This window comes from Streptomyces sp. NPDC050997 (assembly GCF_040660135.1).
Classification (GTDB): domain Bacteria; phylum Actinomycetota; class Actinomycetes; order Streptomycetales; family Streptomycetaceae; genus Streptomyces.
This window is the reverse complement of sequence record NZ_JBFAGK010000005.1, coordinates 87078-103087: the sequence shown is the minus strand read 5'-3', so window position 1 is coordinate 103087 and position 16010 is coordinate 87078. Positions and strand designations below refer to the sequence as shown.

Annotated in this window: 18 protein-coding genes; 11 read left to right on the top strand and 7 right to left on the bottom strand. The window is 70.0% G+C overall.

Annotated features, from left to right (window positions below; translation table 11 throughout):
• Positions 1 to 8: 8 nt before the first annotated feature.
• On the bottom strand, positions 9 to 287 hold the full coding sequence (locus AB0H86_RS13255; RefSeq protein ID WP_362436657.1) for an Atu4866 domain-containing protein: 279 nt from the start codon (positions 285 to 287) through the stop codon (positions 9 to 11).
• Positions 288 to 519: 232 nt separating this feature from the next.
• Here AB0H86_RS13255 and AB0H86_RS13250 point away from each other — a divergent pair, with 232 nt between their 5' ends.
• The 4 genes from AB0H86_RS13250 (at position 520) to AB0H86_RS13235 (ending at position 4730) form a co-directional block, all read left to right on the top strand.
• Positions 520 to 1287, top strand: a complete 768-nt coding sequence (locus tag AB0H86_RS13250; RefSeq protein ID WP_362436655.1) for an Atu4866 domain-containing protein — start codon at positions 520 to 522, stop codon at positions 1285 to 1287.
• A 145-nt stretch (positions 1288 to 1432) separates the two neighbouring features.
• A complete protein-coding gene (locus tag AB0H86_RS13245) occupies positions 1433 to 2824 on the top strand; it encodes an amidohydrolase family protein (protein WP_362436651.1) in 1392 nt (463 codons plus the stop codon).
• A gap of 155 nt (positions 2825 to 2979) precedes the next feature.
• Positions 2980 to 4215: an MFS transporter gene (locus AB0H86_RS13240; RefSeq protein ID WP_362436649.1), complete on the top strand. Its 1236-nt coding sequence runs from the start codon at positions 2980 to 2982 to the stop codon at positions 4213 to 4215.
• An 80-nt stretch (positions 4216 to 4295) separates the two neighbouring features.
• Positions 4296 to 4730 carry a carboxymuconolactone decarboxylase family protein gene (locus AB0H86_RS13235; RefSeq protein WP_362436647.1) on the top strand — a complete coding sequence of 145 codons (435 nt, stop codon included), beginning with the start codon at positions 4296 to 4298 and terminating at the stop codon, positions 4728 to 4730.
• Between the two features lie 106 nt (positions 4731 to 4836).
• Here the strand turns inward: AB0H86_RS13235 and AB0H86_RS13230 are convergent, their stop codons facing one another.
• From AB0H86_RS13230 to AB0H86_RS13220, 3 genes are all read right to left on the bottom strand, one after another.
• On the bottom strand, positions 4837 to 5619 hold the full coding sequence (locus AB0H86_RS13230; protein WP_362436645.1) for an SDR family oxidoreductase: 783 nt from the start codon (positions 5617 to 5619) through the stop codon (positions 4837 to 4839).
• Between the two features lie 139 nt (positions 5620 to 5758).
• Complete coding sequence (locus AB0H86_RS13225; protein ID WP_362436643.1) at positions 5759 to 6598, bottom strand: SDR family NAD(P)-dependent oxidoreductase; 840 nt, start codon at positions 6596 to 6598, stop codon at positions 5759 to 5761.
• Between the two features lie 401 nt (positions 6599 to 6999).
• Positions 7000 to 7875 carry a helix-turn-helix transcriptional regulator gene (locus tag AB0H86_RS13220; protein WP_362436641.1) on the bottom strand — a complete coding sequence of 292 codons (876 nt, stop codon included), beginning with the start codon at positions 7873 to 7875 and terminating at the stop codon, positions 7000 to 7002.
• Between the two features lie 211 nt (positions 7876 to 8086).
• Between AB0H86_RS13220 and AB0H86_RS13215 the strand changes: the two genes are divergently transcribed.
• On the top strand, positions 8087 to 8959 hold the full coding sequence (locus AB0H86_RS13215; protein ID WP_362436639.1) for a helix-turn-helix transcriptional regulator: 873 nt from the start codon (positions 8087 to 8089) through the stop codon (positions 8957 to 8959).
• Positions 8960 to 9363: 404 nt separating this feature from the next.
• On the top strand, positions 9364 to 10197 hold the full coding sequence (locus tag AB0H86_RS13210; RefSeq protein WP_362436637.1) for an alpha/beta hydrolase: 834 nt from the start codon (positions 9364 to 9366) through the stop codon (positions 10195 to 10197).
• Between the two features lie 171 nt (positions 10198 to 10368).
• Here the strand turns inward: AB0H86_RS13210 and AB0H86_RS13205 are convergent, their stop codons facing one another.
• From AB0H86_RS13205 to AB0H86_RS13195, 3 genes are read right to left on the bottom strand one after another with little or no spacing between them, the layout of a single operon-like run.
• Complete coding sequence (locus AB0H86_RS13205) at positions 10369 to 10824, bottom strand: DUF6069 family protein (protein ID WP_362436635.1); 456 nt, start codon at positions 10822 to 10824, stop codon at positions 10369 to 10371.
• Positions 10808 to 11116 (bottom strand): hypothetical protein, encoded by a 309-nt coding sequence (locus tag AB0H86_RS13200; RefSeq protein WP_362436633.1) that lies wholly within the window; start codon positions 11114 to 11116, stop codon positions 10808 to 10810. The genes AB0H86_RS13205 and AB0H86_RS13200 overlap by 17 nt, the downstream gene beginning before the upstream one ends.
• A 5-nt stretch (positions 11117 to 11121) precedes the next feature.
• Positions 11122 to 12120 carry an RNA polymerase subunit sigma-70 gene (locus AB0H86_RS13195; protein ID WP_362436631.1) on the bottom strand — a complete coding sequence of 333 codons (999 nt, stop codon included), beginning with the start codon at positions 12118 to 12120 and terminating at the stop codon, positions 11122 to 11124.
• Positions 12121 to 12405: 285 nt separating this feature from the next.
• On the opposite strand from AB0H86_RS13195, the gene AB0H86_RS13190 reads away from it, so the two are divergent.
• The 5 genes from AB0H86_RS13190 (at position 12406) to AB0H86_RS13170 (ending at position 16009) form a co-directional block, all read left to right on the top strand.
• Positions 12406 to 13584, top strand: a complete 1179-nt coding sequence (locus AB0H86_RS13190; RefSeq protein ID WP_362436629.1) for a N(5)-(carboxyethyl)ornithine synthase — start codon at positions 12406 to 12408, stop codon at positions 13582 to 13584.
• Positions 13585 to 14072: 488 nt separating this feature from the next.
• Complete coding sequence (locus AB0H86_RS13185) at positions 14073 to 14597, top strand: DUF5994 family protein (protein WP_362437338.1); 525 nt, start codon at positions 14073 to 14075, stop codon at positions 14595 to 14597.
• 195 nt (positions 14598 to 14792) lie between these two features.
• A complete protein-coding gene (locus AB0H86_RS13180; protein ID WP_362436627.1) occupies positions 14793 to 14981 on the top strand; it encodes a CsbD family protein in 189 nt (62 codons plus the stop codon).
• On the top strand, positions 14978 to 15325 hold the full coding sequence (locus AB0H86_RS13175) for a hypothetical protein (protein ID WP_362436625.1): 348 nt from the start codon (positions 14978 to 14980) through the stop codon (positions 15323 to 15325). Before AB0H86_RS13180 ends, AB0H86_RS13175 begins: the two co-directional genes overlap by 4 nt.
• 147 nt (positions 15326 to 15472) lie before the next feature.
• Entirely contained in the window at positions 15473 to 16009 is a 537-nt protein-coding gene (locus AB0H86_RS13170; protein WP_362436623.1) for a DUF5994 family protein, read from the top strand.
• Position 16010: the final 1 nt, after the last annotated feature.

The following is a 16010-nucleotide window of genomic DNA, read 5'->3' as shown; positions in this document are numbered from 1 at the left end:
CATGACGCTCACTGCCGGGTGCGCTCGTCGCCCTCGCGGTAGAGGACCAGGTGCTCATGGAAGAGAACGCCGTCGCGGACGTCGCCGGTGGCGGTGAAGCCGGTGTCGTCGACGTAGTCGATGTGGTTGCCGGTGACGGTGTAGCCGCCGGTGTAGGCGCTGCGGCGGTTGCCGCGGGCCTCGTCGTAGCGGCCGTCGGGCAGCAGTTCCTGGCGGATGAATCCGTCCGCGGTCACCCACATCCCGACGTACGGGTGCGGGTCGCGAGGCGTGTCGTTGCTGGTCATGGCTCTACTGTTGGCCCGGCGGCCGGTGACGACCAGGCCGCCGTCTCCCCAGGAGAGAGGTTCCTGGGTGCCCCGCACCTAGGGATACGGCGGCCTGGTTCCGATTCCACCGCGCGACGAACCTGGTGGTCAGGCAGCTGCCGTAGCTGCCGAAGACCCGCCTCGGACCCGCATCGGCGCTCATTTCGCGCAGCGGGCACATCGATGAGGCGACTCCACCGAGGAGTATGCGATGAGCGTCACCGACACCACCGGCACCACCGGCACCGTGCGCTGGAACCCCGAGGCCCTCGACGAGATCCTCTCGAACGACGAGGGGCGTCCCGTCCTCTTCACCAACGCCCGCATCCTGACGATGGACCCGCTGATCGGGACCATGACCGGCGCCGACCTGCTGTTCGTCGGATCCCTGGTCGTGGGCGTCGGCCCGGGCATCATCACCGCCGCGGGGGACGACAACGCCATCGTCGTCGACTGCACCGGCTTGACCATCGCCCCCGCCGTCGTGGACACCGTGGCGCCGGCCGGCGGCCGCGGCCACCGCTCGGAGTACGTCGCGACACTGACCCCGGGCAACACCCCCGACTTCCTGGTGGTGCCCGACGAGTTCGCGGCCGACGTGCCGAGCGCGGTGGCCGCCCTCATGACCCGGCCGGAGCAGGTCCGCGCGCTCGTCGCGGCCGGCCGGCCGGTCCTGTGGGGCGGCACCGATGTCCCGGGCCGGGCCACTGCCCCCGAGGCCGGCATCCCGGCCTCCTCGGACCTGACCGGCAGCCCGCGCGTCGGTGTCTGGATCGACAGGAACGACTTCCTGCACCAGGAGCTCACCGCCGACGGCCGCTACGACGAGACCCGGGGCGGGCGACCGCACGCCTACCAGGGCCGGTACTGGATCGACGGCGACCGCATCGACTACCTGGACGACCTCGGCTTCTGGGCCTACGGAGAGTTCCAGGGCGACGAACTCCACCACGCGGGCTACGTCATGAAGCTCGGCTGACCTACCCCGGTCGGCGCCCCCCACGGTCCCGATCCTGGGCGCGCGACACCTGGGGAAACCGCCAGCGGACGGCCCATCCTCCCGGCCCTCTCCAGCGGACAGCCCATCCTCCCGGCCCTGTCCGCCGTACGAAAGAAGACCTCTCATGAACGTCAACGACACCACCAGCGCCGCCGTCCTCGAAGAGCTTCGGCGCCGGCCCGCCGACCGGCGGCGCATCCTGTTCACCGGCGCGACCATCGTCACCATGGACGCCGACCTCGGCGTCATCGACGGCGGCGACCTCCTCGTCGAGGGCGACACGATCACCGCCGTCGGCCGCGACCTCGACGCGGCGGATGCCGTGGTCGTCGACGCCACCGGCACGATGCTCGCCCCCGGCTTCGTCGACACCCACCGGCACGCCTGGGAGGCCCAGTTGCGCCGGATCATGCCGGACGTCGACGACCTCGGCGGCTACGTGATGGCCACCCTGGCCGGCTACGCCACGGTCTACCGGCCCGAGGACATGTACATCGGCACCAGACTTGCCGCCCTGACCGCGATCGACAGCGGCATCACGACCATGCTCGACTTCTCCCACAACTCCCGTACCCCCGAGCACTCCGACGCCGCCATCGAGGCCCTCGTCGACACCGGCATCCGCGGCGTGCACGCCTCCATGGGCCCGCACTTCGGCGAGTGGGACCGGCAGTGGCCCGGCGACCTGACCCGCGTCAAGGACCAGTACTTCAGCAGCGACGACCAGTTGCTCACGCTGCGCCTGGCGACCCTGGCCACCGACGAGATCGCCGGACCGGCGCTCGCCTACGGCCCTGAACTCGCCCGTGTCGCCGAAGAGTTGGGCATCGGAGTGAGCGTGGACGCCGTCTTCGGTACGTCCTCCTCCGAGGCGGTGCTGCGCTGGGCCAAGGACGGCGTTCTCAGCCCCGATGTCACCCTCATCCACTCCACCGGACTGACCTCCGAGGCATGGAAGGCGATGGGGGAGACCGGCACCACCGTGGCCCTCGCCCCGACGTCCGACGCGCAGATCGGCCTGGAGACCGCGATCCCCGCGGTCGACGAGGCACTCGCCGTCGGTATCCGCCCCGGACTGAGCATCGATGTCGAAGTCGCCCTGGCCAGCGACATGTTCACGCAGATGCGGGCCCTGCACGCCATCCAGCGGATGCGCGCGGTCAACGCGGTCTACGGCACCGGGCGGCAGCCCTCCCGCATCACCACCCACGACGTCCTCGACTTCGCCACCCTCCAGGGCGCCCGCACCAACGGCCTGGCCGGCGTCACCGGCTCACTCACCCCGGGCAAGAAGGCCGACCTGCTGGTCATCCAGGCCGAGGACCTCAACAACATGCCGCTCAACGACCCGATCGGCACGATCGTGCTGGGCTCCGACGCCCGCAACATCAGCGCCGTCCTCATCAACGGAGAGCCCCGCAAGTGGGACGGACAGGTCCTCGACGTCGACCTGGCCTCCCTGCGCGGCAAGGTGCACGCCTCACGCGAGTACGTGCTGAACACCCCGGCCGCCTGAGCAGTCCCGCCACCTGAGCAGTCCCCTCCATCGTCCCCCCCGGCCGCTCCTCCCGCGGCCGGGGCACCCACCGCAGCCCGGTGGCGCCCATCGGCCGATCGTGCCGCGCGCAGACACGCGGGGCGGCAACCAGACGCCCCCTTCCTGGAGTTCCCATGTCCCACCCCGCTTCCGCCACCTCCCCCCGGCACGCAGCCGGGGCCGGCACACCGGACCAACCGCCGACCTGGGCCCCCGCCGCGCCGACCATCGCCCTGCTCACCGCACTCGGCGTCCTGATGGTCGGCCAGATGTACACCGTCCTGGCCCTGCTGCACCCCATGGCCACCGCGCTCGGCACCACGCCGGAGCAGGTCACCTGGACCGCGACGGCGTTCGGCTTCGCCTACGCCGCCGGATTCCTCCTCGCCGGCCCCCTCTCGGACCGCTACGGATCGCGTGCCGTGATCACCGTCGGACTCGTGGCCGCCACGGCCGCCACCCTGGCGGTCAGCGCCGCCCCCGACCTCCCCACGGCCATCGCCCTGCGCAGCGTGCAGGGACTCACCGCCGCGACCTTCGCGCCCTCCGCGCTCTCCTACGCCGTCCACCACCTCGCGCCACAGCGCCGCGGCACCGCCCTGACCTGCATCACCAGCGGCATGTTCGCCGCCGCCGTGCTCCTGCAGATCGGCGCCCAGGCCGTCGCGGCCGGACTCGGCTGGCGCGCGGTCTTCTGGATCGGCGCCGCCCTCATGGCCCTGAGCCTGATCCCGGTGCGCCGTGTCCTGCGGCCCACCGTCCGCCACGGTACCGGCGGCGGGCTGCGCCAGGCGTTCGCGGCGATGCCACGGCTGCTGGGCCGGCCGCGCATGGTCGCCCTGTACCTGTCGACCGTGGCCCTGATGTCCGCATTCGTCGCCGTCTACACGGCGGTGGCCATCGCAGGACCGCCCGGCATCGCCGGGAACTCTTCCGCGATCCTCGCCCTGAGGGTCAGCGCGCTCCCCGCCCTGGTCGCCGTCCCCGTGCTCGCACCCGTGCTCCAGCGCCTGGCCGCACCCCCGCGCACGGTCCTCGCCTTCGTGCTGGCCGCCCTCACCGTCGCGGCCGGCTCCTTCCTGGGCGGCCACACCGTGCCGCTGGCCATCACCCTGCTGCTGTTCGTCGCAGCCATCGCGGCAGCGGCGCCCGCCGTCGTCGAAACCATCAACGCGGGCGCTCCGCACGCACGCGGTGCGGCCGTCGCCCTCTACGGGTGCAGCATGTTCATCGGCGCCAGCCTGGGCCCCCAGCTCACCGGAGCTCTGACCGGCCTGGGCTTCGGCGGCATCCTCCGCGTCGTCGCCGCCGCACTCGTCGTGGGCGTCCTCCTGGCCCTGCCCGCGCTCCGCCACCACCGCGCCGAATGACCCCCGCGCCCCCTCCCGAGGGGACAGCACGACCGCACATCAACGCACAGGCCCCCGACGGCAGGAAGAGGAAGCGAGCCATGAGCACCCATGACAGCGCGAAGGACCGGCAGGAGCGTTTCGACCACGGCATGACCGTACTGTCGAGCATCGACGGCGAGAGCGGACAGAAGGTCATCGACTCGCTTGCCGACATCTCCCCCGAGCTGGGACACCAGGTCGTTGCCTGGGCGTTCGGCGAGATGTACAGCCGCCCACAACTGGCCCCGCGGGACCGCCAATTGGTCACCCTGGGCATGCTGACGGCCCTGGGCGGCTGCGAGCCGCAACTCGACGTCCACATCAACGCGGCCCTCAACGTCGGCCTGCGGCCTGATGAGATCGTCGAGGCGTTGCTGCACGCCGCCGTCTACTGCGGCATGCCCAAGTCCCTCAATGCCACCTTCGTCGCCAAGAAGGTCTTCGCCGAGCGAGGCGTGCCAGCCTGTCCGGACTCCCAGGAACGCTGCTCCTGAGAACGCCGGGGCCCGGTTCCCCGTACGTCGGGGCGCCGCGCCAACACGTCATGGCGGGGGAGGAACAGCGTCCGGCTGTTCCTCCCCCGCCATGACCGGAAGGACTTCAGATGGCTTGGGCGGTGGGCATGATGGTGATCTCGGTGAGGTTGACGTGGCGCGGGACGGCGGCCATGAAGGCGACGGTTTCCGCGATGTCGGCGGACTGCAGGCAGTCGATGTCCTGGATGAGGTCGGCCATCAGCTTGGAGGCGTCGGGGTCGGCGACGTGGTCGGGGAGTTCGGTGTCGACCATGCCGGGTTCGATGGTGGCCACGCGGACCATCTTGGGGCCGAGTTCGACGCGGAGCAGCCGGGTGAGGTGGCTGATGTACGCCTTGGTGCCGGAGTAGATGGAGAATTTCGCCAGGATGCGGGTGGCCGCGATGGACGAGGTGTTGATCAGGTCGGCGGGCTTGCCCTGGGCGGCGGAGTCCGTCAGGTGCGGGAGGAACGCGGCGATGACGTTCATCAGGCCGCTGATGTTGAGGTCGATCTGGCGCTGCCAGTCGTCGACCTTGAGCTCCTCGATGCCGGAGATGAGCTGCACGCCGGCGTTGTTGAACACGAGGTCGGCCTTGCCGAAACGTGCGGCGACCTGGTCGGCGGCCCTCTGGACGGCGTCGCGGTCCGTGACGTCGACGGCCAGGGCGAGCGCCGTGCCACCGGCGGCTTCGACGGTCTTGACCAGGTTGTCGAGGCGCTCCTTGCGCCGGGCCAGTACGACCACGGTGGCGCCGAGTTCGGCGAGGCGTTGGGCGGTGACGGCGCCCATGCCGCTGGAGGCGCCGGAGACGACGGCGATACGGCCGGCCAGGGGAGTGCCGGTGAGCAGGGCAGCAGACATCACAAAACCTCAATCTCGTTGATCGGAATGCGCGGAGGGGGGAGTCGGGTAGGCACGACGCCCGGCCGGCCAGGTCCTCCTGCCCGGCCGGGCTGCTTGAGAGGGCCGCGGGCACCCGAAGGCGAGGGCGCCCGGCGGGATGTCAGGCGACGTCGTCGTGGGCGGTGGCGGCGGACTTCTCGCGCCACGGGGCGAGGTCGTCCTGCACCTGCTGGTACTTGACGTCGAGCCGCTCAAGGGTGTCGCGCCCGAGGTAGAGGTGCGTGGGCAGCTTCTCGGTGGCAGCGACCTCGACGATGAGGGCGGCGCCCTTGACGGGGTCGCCGAGCTGGGCGTGGTTGGCCCGGTCGATCCAGTCCAGCGTCACGTGCGCGGGGGTGTCGTCGTAGTCGGCGATGCGGTTCGCGGCGACCGACAGGGAGCTGGCGTCGAGGAAGTCGGTGCGGAAGACGCCCGGCTCGACGATCATCGACTGGATCCCGAACGGGGCCATCTCGGCGGAGAGCGCCTCGCTGATACCGGCGACGGCGAACTTCGACGCGCAGTACAGGCTGACACCGGGCTCGCCCTCGAAGCCCGAGCGGGAACCGATGTGCACCAGCCGGCCCGAGCCCTGCTTGCGCATGATGGGCAGTACCGCGCGGGTGACGTTGATCAGGCCGAAGACGTTGAGGTCGAACAGTGACCGGGCCTCCGCGTCGGTGATCTCCTCCAACGCGCCGAGCAGGCCACGGCCGGCGTTGTTGACCAGGACGTCGATGCCGCCGAACCGGTCCACTGCGGCCTCGACCGCCCGCGGGATGCTGTCGTTGTCGGTGACGTCCAGGGCAACCGCGAAGACCTGGTCGGAGTTCTTCAGATCGTCCGGCACGCGCTCCGGGTTCCGTACGGCGACCACGACATTGTTACCGCCTGCCAGAGCGGCACGGGCGATTTCCGCACCGATTCCGCGGGAGGCGCCGGTGACAAACCATGTAGCCATGGGGAAAACCTCTTTCGTCGCTTCCCCTTTTCGGGGATTTCCTGTTGACGAATTCGAGTGTGCCGGTCGGCTACGGCGCTATGAAGGCTGCGCTTTTCCTGGGAGTCCCACACCTAGGAAGACGAGGCGTATGTCCGGGCGAAGCACCGAAGGCTGCGCAGCGGGCTTCAGCGGCCAGGGGCAGTCAAGTCGCGGCAGCGTACGGGCACTTCGGCCTTGGGCTGCGCCCTCCTGGCACCTTTGCCGGAGTCCGCCGACAGCCTGTCGCGGGCAAGTGGTCCCGGAGTCGAGGCCCGCTGGGAAGCGCAGCCGACTGTCCCGCCAGTTCAACCGCAGGGAGAAAAGAGGACCCATCGCGGGCGAGGCCTGGTGCGTCATTCCGGTGAATTCCCGGCCGGAGTTCAGGCGCCGCGTGCGGGATTCTGCTGGTGAGGTACTTCGGGTGCGCTGATGGAGCCCAGCAGGGCCAGTCCGTCGGCGGAGAGGGAGCCCGGCTCGGCCTGCAGAAGGATGAGCTGCTGTCCAGGGGCGCTGCGGATGGTGAGGGCCTCGTGCCGCAACTCCAGGTCTCCCACGACGGAGTGATACACCTGCTTGACGTCGTACGGTGGGACCCGGGCGTACTCGCGTGCCCACAGGGAACGGAACTCGCCGCTGCGCACCGACAGTTCGCCGACGAGCTCCAGGATGCGGGGATCCTCGGGGGTGCTCGCGGCGGCCTGCTGAAGGTCGGCGACCGCGCGATGCCGGGCCCGCTCCGCGTTCCGGTAGAAGGTCTTCGCCGCGGGGTCCAGGAAGAGCATCCGGAGCACGTTGTCGTGCTGCGCGAAGTCACGGTAGAGAACGTCGGCCAATGCGTTGGTGGCCAGCAGGTCCTGGGCGTGTCCGATGATGAAGGCCGGCGTCCTGGTCCAGCTTTCGATCAGTTGCCGCAGGTGCGGGCGGACTCGCTCGACCCGGAAGGGGGACTTCGTGCGGCGGGCTGTCGGCTGGACCAGCCGGAAGAGTTCCCCCTTGTCCTCCTCTCCGAGTTGCAGTGCGCGGGCGATGGCCTCCAGTACCCGGAACGAGGGGCTGAGTTCACGGCTCTGCTCGAGTCGGCTGTAGTAGCTCAGGCTGACACCCGCGAGTGTCGCGACCTCGTCACGCCGCAGGCCGGGCACCCTTCGCCGGCCCGCGCCGGACAGTCCTGCCGCGGCGGGGCTGAGGCGTTCTCTGCGGGAGCGGAGGAACTGACCCAGCCCTCCAACCGAGTCAGGGCGCGTGTCGTTGTCCATGCTGCCAAGGCTAGGCGGGAAACGTCGGGAAGAGTTCTGCCGACGGTGGGTGCGTTACACCCAGGATCGCGGCTTCGCCGGGGGCGAACGTACGTGCCGGACGGCGGGAACAAACAAGACAGAGAATCACCCTGTGTGAAGGACCTTCGACCTGTTGTCATAGTGCGAAACCGGCACATCTCGTCGGCTGAAAACCATCTAGTCTTGCCGCATGAGCAATGGGACACCTTTGGGTGATTTCCTCAGAGCCCGCCGAGAAGCCTTGAAGCCACACGACGTCGGTCTGCCCGAATACGGGCGACGCCGGGTGCCGGGACTGCGCAGAGAGGAAGTCGCGCTGCTCGCCGGCGTCAGCTCCGACTACTACATCAGGCTGGAACAGGGGCGCGAGAACAGCCCGTCCCCGCAGGTCCTCGATGCCGTGGCGCAGGCGCTGAAACTGAACGCGGAGGCCGCCGACCATCTCAACCGCCTCTGCCTCACCGCCTCGCAGCGCCCGCGCGACTGGGGCGAGACGGATGTCAGCCGGCAGTTGTTGCAGCTGATGGACGGATGGGATCACACTCCGGCCTTCGTCGTCGGCCCGGCCCTCGACATCATGGCCGGCAACTCCCTCGCCGCGGCTCTCCATAGCGGGTTCGACCGGTTCGACAACCTCGCCCGCATGGTGTTCGTCGACCCGGCAGGGCGCGATTTCTACCAGGAATGGGAGCGAGCCGCGCACTCCTGTGTCGCCGAAATCAGGGCCGCCTACGGCCACGATCCCGAATCGGCACGCATCGCCGAGGTCGTGGCGCAACTGAGCGCCCAGAGCGAGGAGTTCGCCGAGATCTGGCAGATGCACGAGGTCAAGGGCAAGTCCCAGGAAGGCAAGCGTCTCAAGCACCCCCAGGTCGGAGACCTGCACATCAAATTCGCGGCCTTCACGGTCAACGGGGCCCCGCACCAGCAACTGGTCGTCTACCAAGCCGAACCGGCCAGCCCGACGGCGTCCGCCTTCGAGACGCTGAGGGCCATGGCCACCCGGCCGAAGCAGGCCCAGGCAGCCGTACCCGTGGCCGACCTCGCCGCCAACGAGCAGTAGCGGCGAACATGAGCAAGTGAACTCCGGTGGAGGCGCCGGCCCTGCCACGCCCAGGTGGCATCGCTCCATGACACCTGCGGGGAGATGTCCGGCGGGACGACATCACGACCAGCTTCCTCCCTGCTGATAGCCCCTTCCTTCCATCGCAGGTCAGCGGCCTGCCCCGTGGGAAGGGCGTCCGGCACGTGGGTAGTGCATAGATGACCGGTCGGCTAGTTTCGCTGGTGTGGCGCGGAGAGCCAGGGGGCCCTGCCGTCCAGGCGGGGCTTCCGGGCCCACCGCGGCTCTGTCCCTCCGGCCGTCCTCGCGGTCGGAGCGGTGTTCCTTTCAAGTTCCCTTCAAGCCCGGAGTAGAGCGATGAACGACGACAGTCGTCAGGACGGCATCCACCCTTCCCGGCCGGTATGCAGTCGCGTGAGATCGAAACCAACGGCGCCACGATCCACGTACGCGTCGGCGGACAGGGGCCGGCGGTCGTTCTGCTGCACGGCTTCGGCACAACGGGCGACATGTGGGGTCATCTGGCGAACGCACTCATCGAAGACCACACGGTGATCGCGCCCGACCTGCGCGGGCTGGGCCTCTCGTCGAAGCCTGACGGCGGCTACGACAAGAAGAACCAGGCGGCGGACGTGTGGGGCGTCCTGGACGCCCTGGACGTACCGACGATCGAACTGGTGACGCACGACATCGGCATCATGGTCGGCTTCGCGGCTGTCGCCACCCACCCCGAGCGCGTGAGCCGATGGGTGGCGATCGACGCGCCGCTGCCCGGCATCGGCCCCTGGGATCAGATCACACAGGATCCGGCCATGTGGCACTTCGGCTTCGGTGGGCACGACATGGAGCGCCTGGTCGCCGGCCGCGAGCGCGTCTATCTCGACCGCTTCTGGAACGAACTCTCCGTGGTCCCGGAGCGGTTCGACGAAGCGAAGCGCGAGCACTATGCGGCGCTCTACGCGCAACCCGGCGCCATGCGGGCGAGCTTCGCCCAGTTCCTGGCGTTCAGTCAGGACGCGGCCGACAACAAGAAGTTCCTCGCGCAGGGCAAGCTGCGGATGCCGGTCCTGGCCTTCGGCGGCGAAGCCACCTTCGGCCCCGGGATCGGCGAGGTGCTGCGGTGTGTCGCCGACGACGTCGAAGACGCGGTCATCCCGGATTGCGGGCACTGGATCACGGAAGAGCAGCCCCAGGCGACGACGGACCTGGTCGTCGAGTTCCTGCGCCGGGCGCGCTGAAAGGCCATCCCTGCCTTTGAGGCCGACGCCCGGTCGCGGCAACATCCCGGTCGAACTCGTGACTCCCGCCGGAACATTCGCCGTCATCGAAGCGCAACCCATGTCGTGACCTCATCGAATCACCGCGCTCGCGTACGCCCTTGCGCCGCGCGTTGTCCCGTTGCGGGATCGTCAATCGGTCCGGGTGCGGAGGCTCCGCGCCAGGGCGGGGATCATCACCGTCGCGGGGACGAGGTGTAGCCCGAGGAGGGCGGTGGTGGTGGCGGTGTCTGCCCCGGAGAGGAGGGGCGGGACCAACGAGATCGCGGTCAGCGACACCGCCGTCCACACGAATCGCCTGACGGGGCGAGCGCTCCAACGAAGAAGAGCGACTGCGATGACGATGCCCACGACCGAGAAGAAGCCGGTCACCACGGCGAACCCGGACAACGGGATCGTCTCGCCACCATCGGGGACCTCGAAGTCGACGCCAACGGCCTGGGCAAGCGCAGCGGCGAGGGTGGTGGCCACCATCGCCGCGAGCGCGGCAATGAAGCCGGTGCCGGCGAGCCCGCGGAGTCGGTGGGTGCGGCTGGTCCGGCCCGATGCCGGGCCTGCGACGACCCCGGTGTCATTCATGCTGCTCATGTCGTTCCTCCATCAGTCGGTAACTGGCGTACGGGTGTGTCGACCGGCAGGTGACGGTCCTGGCCCTGGGGGTGACGACGCGCACCCTCGCCGTGCGACGGCCGGGGTTCCGCAGGGCGCGGACGCCGGTGCCGCGGAGCCAGAACCCGGCGCCGCGTCCGAGGACCGGCCCGGGCTCGCCGTCGCGCAGCTCCAGCTGCACCCGCCCGCGGGTGACGATGCCGAACGCGTCGCACCACTGCGCCGCGACCACCGCGACACGCGCGCCACCGCGAAGCGCGAGCGTCCACACCGGGACTACTCCGTGCCGTCCGCCGGCAGACGCTCCGGCAGCCCGAGCCGCGGGAACTGGTCGTCGTGGAAAATGACGATCTCGGTGATCGCCCCACCGGTGATCCGCAGGACGTCGATCGTCAGCGGCAGGTACGCGCCCTCCTGCTTCCGCCAGAGGTAGAAGGCAAGGGCGGGCTGCCGGTTCACGGAGGTGAGGACGGCGCGCAGGCCCTTCATGCCCTCGAAGCCGCTCTCGACCCAGTCGTTCACCACCGCGTCGCGGCCGACGTTCAGGCCCGGCGTGGGCGGCATCGAGCACCGGACGTCGTCCCGCAGCATGGCCGCGATCCTGTCGACGTCGGTCGCGACGCTGGCTTCGGTGAAGCGGCGCACCAGCTCGCGCGTCCCGGCGTCCTGTTCGCCGCCGGTCCAGTCCTGCCGCTCGGCGGGCAGGTGCTCCCGCATGCCGGCGCGGGCCCGCTGCAGCGCGCTGTTCACGGAGTGGACGGAGTCCCCGAGGAGCTCCGCGACGCCCTTCGCCGGCCAGCCGAGCACGTCCCGCAGGATCAGCACGGCCCGCGGGCGCGGCGCGAGGTGCTGGACTGCGACCAGGTACGCCAGCTCGATCGTCTCCCGCGCGACGGCGACGGTCTCCGGCTCGTCCGCGTCGCCCGCGGACAGCTCGTCGAGCAGCCGGTCCGGGTAGGGCTGCAGCCACAACACCTCGCCGCCGGTCGCGGGCTCCGGGCGGCACTTGGCGAGCAGGTCCAGGCAGGCGTTGGTGGCGATCCGGTACAGCCAGGCCCGGAACGTCGACCGTCCCTCGAAGGTCTCCCGCCGCCGCCAGGCACGGAGGAACGTTTCCTGCACGGTGTCCTCGGCGTCCTCGAACGACCCGAGCATCCGGTAGCAGTGCACGTGCAGCTCCCGCCGGTGGCGCTCGGCCAGCGCCGAGAACGTCGGCTCGTCGACCTCGTCCAGCCCGCTCACGCCCAGCTCCTCCAGCCGCGTGTCCGTACTCATCACGTCATCCTTCCGCCTCGTCGTGTCCCGTCGTAGGTGTGACGTAGGTGTGACGGGTGCGGGCGCGAAAACTCATCACCAGGGTCGGTCGGCATGTCTGCCCTCGGGGCGCAGCGCCTTCAGGCCCGCGCGAGCGTCGACCAAGGGCGCATCCGACAGAGCTGACCAGCCACGCGGGGTCGCCCGGACCCGGCTCCCGCCCGTGCGCCGCCCCTGGCCCCGCCCGCCGCGACCGGCTACCGGACTGCCCCGGTGTGCTAAAAAAGGAGTAATCAAAGGGGCATTTTGCAGCAGCTCACGCTCGGAATCATGTCGCAGACCCGCAAGGAGAACGAGCATCGTCTGCCCGTTCACCCTGCTCATTTCGACCGCATCGACGCCGCTCTCCGCAAGCGCATCTACGTCCAGGAAAACTACGGAGAGTTTTTCGGCGTCCCGGACAGTCAGCTCGCCCCGCTCGTCGCCGGCATCCGCACGCGTGAGGAACTCATCGCCGACTGCGATGTCATCCTGCTGGCCAAACCGCTCCACCAAGACCTGGCGGAACTGCGCGAGGGGCAGGTTCTGTGGGGCTGGCCGCACTGTGTCCAGGACGAGAAGGTCACCCAGATCGCCATCGACCGGCGGCTGACCCTGATCGCCTTCGAAGCGATGAACCACTGGACCCGCGGCGGCTCCTTCAACCTGCACGTATTCCATAAGAACAACGAGCTGGCCGGGTACTCCTCGGTCCTGCACGCCATGCAGCTGACCGGCGTGACAGGTGACTACGGGCGGCGGCAGCGCGCGGTCGTCATCGGCTTCGGCGCGACCGCCCGCGGCGCGGTGACCGCGCTCGGCGCCCTGGGCGTGCACGACGTCGACGTGCTCACCGCGCGTGGCGTCACCGCCGTCAGCTCCCCCATCCACTCCGCGCGGATCGTCCACTTCGACCACGACAAGGCCGACGACACCCTCGACCCGCGACGCAGTGTCGCCCTCACCGAGGACGGCCCGCTGCCGCTGGCCGAGTTCCTCGCGGGGCACGACATCATCGTCAACTGCGTGCTGCAGGACACCGACGCGCCGCTGATGTTCCTGATAGACGAGGACCTGCCCAAGCTGGCCCCCGGCACCCTGGTCATCGACGTCTCCTGCGACGAGGGCATGGGCTTCGACTGGGCCCGGCCCACCACCTTCACCGACCCGATGTTCACCGTCGGCGACCAGGTCAGGTACTACGGGGTGGACCACAGCCCCTCCTACCTGTGGAACTCCGCGACCTGGGAGAACAGCGAGGCCCTCCTGCCGTATCTGGACGTCGTGCTCCAAGGCCCCGAAGCCTGGGACGTCAACGAGACGATCCGGCGCGCCATCGAGATCCGCCAGGGCGTCGTCCAGAACCTCAAGGTGCTCGCCTTCCAGAACCGCACCGCGGAGTATCCGCACGCTCACGAGGCGCCCCGGGCGGCGTCGCGACCGTAGCGAGCGGGGCATCCGGCGTGCAGTCGTCCTCCGACCGCCGTCCCGAGTCGCCGCGCGGCGGGCGCCGGTCGCCTGCCGCGCCCGGCCGCAGGGCGGACACCGCGCCGGAGAGTTCGCCGCACCCTTGATCTCGGAAAGCTCGCTGGTCACACGCGGAGACCCGGGGGGCACACCGGGGCAGGGTGAAGGATCCGGTCCGCGGATGAGTGCCCAAGGGGAACGGGGGAGGGACCCGCCTCCAGCTCACCGTGGACGCCACCCGTGCGGCAGAACCGGCGCGATCCTGGCTGGAGGCCAGCCGCTGCTTGGGCAAGGACGGCCGCCGGAAGTGAGGGGATCTCCGGGAGGGGCCCGTTCGGCCGCTTCGGGGAGTAGCGTGAGGTCATCGGGAGCACTTCGCGCACCGGCCCCGATTCCGGTGTCGTTCCTGGTGAGCAACGACACCGGACAGCTGCCCACGCGCAGAGGTCCGGGGACGGGTTCGCATGATGTCCGCGATCACCGACCATCAGGCGGTACGCGCCGTGCCCTTCAGGGAGCCGGCCGCACGCCTCGCCCTCAAGCCCGTGAGCCCCTCCCCGGGACAGGTCGAGCTGGACGGCGCCTGGTGGCCCCGCTCACGTGACCTGAGCCACGAACTCCCCACGCTGGCCGACGTACTGGACCCGCTGTGGGGACGGATCACCCGTATAGCGGTCAACCCCCGCTACTGGCCCATCATCCCGCGCAAGATCTTCGTCAACGGCCATGTGGTGAAGGTCGGTTGGTTCACCACCGAACTGGACCCGCACAAGATCCTGCTGCTGTCCGGAACGTCGGGCCGCTGGGACCTCCTGGTGATTCCGCCGGAGACCAACGCCACCTCGGCCGACCGGCTGATGGCCGCCGCAAGCGCGACCACCGCCCCGCAGTCGACGGCTACCGCTCTCATGGCGGCGGAACAGGGCGACGACCCCTCCACGTCGTACGACGCCGGCACCGAACAGCTCGGCCGACTGGCGGTGGAGATGTGACCATCGGAGTCACCGCCCCGGCCGTGACGAGGCGGCCCGGATCGTGTGGCCACCGCGTTGACACGGGCCGTCGCCGGACCCGGACCGGCAGCACGGTGCAGGGCCATGCGACTCCGGAACTCACGGCGAAGCATTCCCCGACCGCCTCGCCCAGACCCCGCGAGAACCCACCCACCGGACAACAGTGAGGCCGGCATGACGCTACGGACCATCAGCAACCAGGCGCAGACGATCAAGGGCAGGATCACGCAAGAGCTAGGCCGGGTCACCGGCAACAGGCGACTGCAACGCCGAGGCAGGGTCGACCGGGTTTCCGGAAGCATGGAACAGGCCGTCGAGAAGACCAAGGCCGCCTTCAGGCGGAACGGAAGCGGCCCCCGATGATGTACGACCAGGCGCGCGCCCAGCAGTCCGCGGGCCGTACCCCGGGCTCGGCCGGGCGCCGCAGCCCGGGCCCGGAGCCGCTGCTCTCGTCGGGCGAACAGGACAAGATCGTCCAGCGTCTCCGGCACGCCATCAACACCTTCGCCGACACCCCGCACGAGGCGCTGGAAGAGGCCGAGAGCGCCTACGACGAAGCCACCGCCCAGCTCGTGAACGCCCTCGCGGAACGACGGCGTCTCCTGCGCGCCGACTGGCAGGACCAGGACCCCGACGCACAGTCCGACGAACTCCGGAACACACTGAGGCAGTACCGGGAGATCACCCAGCGACTGCTCCGCATCTAGTCGGCCACTACTGCGCGTCGCGGCCGAGCACGGAGTAGTGTCGACAGTACCGAGGGCATTTCGCACACCGGCTTTCACGCCGGGTCGTTCTCGGCGAGAGATGAAACCCGGGTCGCCGTGGAGGCGGCCCGGAGACGGGTCCGCACCATGTCGGCGACCTTGCACTCACCCCTGCCGCACCCCGAGCCCGTCGCAGCCCCGGCCGCGCGTCTCGCCCTGAAGACCGACGGCACCTCCCGTGGACTCCTCGACGGTGCCTGGTGGCCCCGCTCCCGAGACCTGCTGAGCGAACTGCCCTCGCTGACCGACGTGTTGGACCCCTTGTGGGGGCGCATCACTCGCATTGCCGTCAACCCGATGTGGTGGCCGGTCATCCCGCGCCAGATTCCCGTGGACGGCCACACCGTCAAGGTCGGCTGGTTCACCCCGGAAATCGACCCGCACAAGCTGCTGCTGCTCTCCTACGGCACCGGCCGCTGGGACCTGCTGATCATCCCGCCGGAGACCGGAGCGGAGCCGGCGGCCCGGCTGATGGCCGCCGCGTCCGACAACGACGGCCCGCCCCTGACCGCGAGCGCGCTCATCGCCGCGGACGAGGCCCGGCACGGCGCCTCCGCGGTGTCCGCGGCCGTCCCGCGACAGGCCGGTCCGCCCAGCCGGGCCACCCCGCTCTTCGCTCATTGAT